We start from the raw sequence: 2828 nt of genomic DNA, 5'->3' as shown, positions 1-2828 counted from the left end.
GATCGCAGCGCCTTCCATGAAGCGTCGTCGAAGGACGCTTGGCAGAAGACCGTGAAGTTCCTGAACACCCACGTTCAGGCAAGCTGATCGAGACTGAGCGGCAGGCGCTTATGGCCCTGTAAAATGATCCCGGGCGGCATACCCGTCATCGGCTTTCGTGCCGCCCGGGACGCTTCGTAGATGCTTGACAAGCTAATCATAGCGCCTGCTATAAGCGGCCCAACAGATATTGAACGTCACAGACGTCGTTGTCGCTTCATTCGACCGATTTCATCGTCGAAAGCGCAGAGGAGAGGGATAGTGGTATGAGCAAGCCTGAGTTGCGGCGCTACGCCCTGATTGCATCAGATGGCCATGTTGGCGCCCGCATCGGCGGCTCGAAGCCCTCCCTCTAGGCTGAGAATAATTCGCGTCTGCGCGCTAAGAGACGAAGGCGTGCACCCGGTCGGCGGCTGATTGCATCGTGACAAAAGCGCCGGCTGCGGGTTTCGTACGAGCGACGGTGGATGCTGCCTGATGGGCCATATGCTCGGCGCGCAGCAGGCATGATCGGGGCTTTTCCTGTGCTGCGGCCTGCATCAGGTGGCGGGCGGATCAGATCGCAACGACAGAAGGACCGGAGGAGATGGGCTTGGACGACATCGAAGCAATCAAGCAGGTCCAGGGGCGCTATGGACGGGCTGCCGATACCAAGGATTGGGAGCTTCTTCGACCCACCGTTACGGACGACTTCCATTGCGATACGGGCGCCGGCGGGCGCGGACTGACCACAGGAATCGATGCGTTCATCGGCAGGGTAGGCACCAATCCCGCTGTGACCGTGCACCATGCGCTTCTGCCCGAGATCGACCTCACCTCACCGACGACGGCAGCCGGGATCTGGGCGGTGCATCTGTTCGCCAAGGCGCCCGACGGTTCGGTGGTCGACGCTTATGGCCATTATCACAATGCGTACAGGAAGGTGGACGGGTCGTGGCGGTTGAGCAGCCTCAGGCTCGAATGGCTTCACCGGGAAATACGGCCGGGGCAACCGGCGGCTGATGCGCAGTAGGCTGCCGACCTACGCCGAAGCGCGACGTCCTCAACGGACGCACAAGATAGCGAGGAGATATCAATGACCAACGTCGTGATCGGAGCCGCATCGGGCATGGGGGCCGCCGTGGCCCGTCAGATGGCTCCGCGAGGTCCGCTCATCATCGCGGATCGCGATCTTGCCGGTGTCGAGCGGCTCGCCGCCGAACTGGGGGGCGACGTGAAGGTGTTGCCGGGCGACGTCACCAGCCAGGACCAGATCGACGCGATCTTTGCCAGTGTCGACGATCTGGAAGCCGTGGTGAATACAGCGGGAGTATCAGCCGCGCGGGCACCCGGCCGGCAGATCATGGAGATCAACCTTATCGGCATGGCGCGCGTGCTGCGTGCAGCCGAGCCATTGCTGCGCCCCGGATCGGTGGGAGTCGGCATCGCCTCACAGTCGGGCTATCTCGTCCCGCAGCATCCCGAGCTCTTCGCGGTGCTGCAAAATCCGCTGTCGGAGACGTTCTTCAAGGATCTGGGCGCTTTCTTCGACATTGAAGATGCGAGCCTTTCCTATCAGCTCTCCAAATGCGGGGTCCACTGGCTGATCCGCGCGAATGCGGGCCTGTGGGGTAAGAAGGGCGCCCGCATCATGTCGGTCTCCCCCGGCATCAACGACACGCCGATGAACCAGCAGCTCGAGGAGAGCCGCCCGGTGATGGCGGACATCATCAGGAACAGCCCGCTCGGCCGCCGGGGCACGCCCGATGAGATTGCCAATGTGGTCAGCTTTGTGACATCGGAGGCGGCCTCGCTGCTGACCGGTAGCGACGTGCTCGCCGATGGCGGCATGGTCAGCGTCCTGCCGCCGTCGTGGGAGGGGAAGCTGCGGACGTCGGCCCGCTCGTGACCATGATGACCGAAAGTGTCCGCCGATGAGCCGCCTGAATAAGGCCTCTGATCTGGAAGCCATCCGTCGTGAACTCGATGAGGTGGGCTATTGCGTCATAGTCGACGTGCTGAGTGCCGAAGATCTCGAATCGGTCGGAACGGCGCTCAACCGCGCGGCCACCGCCGATGACGCGGCGGGCGTTGCTTTGCGCTATGGGCCGAACGGATCCAACCAGCGGCTCTGGGCGCTTTTGAATCGGGGTGACGAATTTGTTCGGCTGGCGACGCATCCGCTGGCGCTCGCGATCGTCCGCAGCGGTCTCGGCAAGGACATCCAGCTGAGCAATCTCTCCGCGAATATCACAGGGCCCGGCGGCGACCGCGAGATCGGCCGCCTGCACACCGATCAGGGTTTTCTGCCGGAACCCTGGCCATATCAACTTGCCACCAATGTTGCCTTTTTTCTCGATGATTTCACTGAGGAAAACGGTGCGACCCTGGTGGTTCCAGGGAGCCACAAGCTGTTGGAGAGGCCCGATCACGCATTGGCACCTTCGGCGCCGGTGCGGCTTACCGGATCGGCCGGCAGCATGGCCGTGTGGGACGGGCGGCTCCATCATGCGACCGGGCTCAACCGTACGGCCAATGTGATCCGCCGGGGAATATTCGCAACCTATATCCTCCCTTTCTTGCGTACGCAGGAAAACTGGTGCCGCTCACTCAATCCGAGATTGCTTGACCAATATCCCGAACTGGCCGCGCTGACCGGCTTTGAAGAATGGCAGACCCTCGGCGGAGTCGATGGGCCGAAGCATTCGGGCCTGAATTTTTGACTGGAGATCGAACATGACAACGAGCGCTCACGGCTTTGCGCCGAAGTCGACAGCCTTGTCGCATATCAGGATATGCGATCTCACCGG

3 protein-coding genes are annotated in these 2828 nt (G+C 62.1%); all 3 read left to right on the top strand.

Translation table 11 applies throughout. The annotated features are described in order from the left end of the window. Positions 1-631 precede the first annotated feature (631 nt). Positions 632-1051, top strand: coding sequence for a nuclear transport factor 2 family protein (locus BLS13_RS20135; protein WP_218123334.1), 420 nt, complete (start codon positions 632-634; stop codon positions 1049-1051). 63 nt (positions 1052-1114) lie between these two features. Then, positions 1115-1927, top strand: a complete 813-nt coding sequence (locus tag BLS13_RS20130) for an SDR family oxidoreductase (protein ID WP_093454807.1) — start codon at positions 1115-1117, stop codon at positions 1925-1927. 25 nt (positions 1928-1952) lie between these two features. After that, positions 1953-2741 (top strand): phytanoyl-CoA dioxygenase family protein, encoded by a 789-nt coding sequence (locus tag BLS13_RS20125; protein ID WP_093454806.1) that lies wholly within the window; start codon positions 1953-1955, stop codon positions 2739-2741. Positions 2742-2828 lie beyond the last annotated feature (87 nt).

It is taken from the genome of Sphingomonas sp. YR710 (assembly GCF_900101455.1).
Lineage (GTDB): Bacteria > Pseudomonadota > Alphaproteobacteria > Sphingomonadales > Sphingomonadaceae > Rhizorhabdus.
The sequence above is the reverse complement of the archived record's forward strand: the minus strand, read 5'-3'. Positions and strand labels throughout refer to the sequence as shown.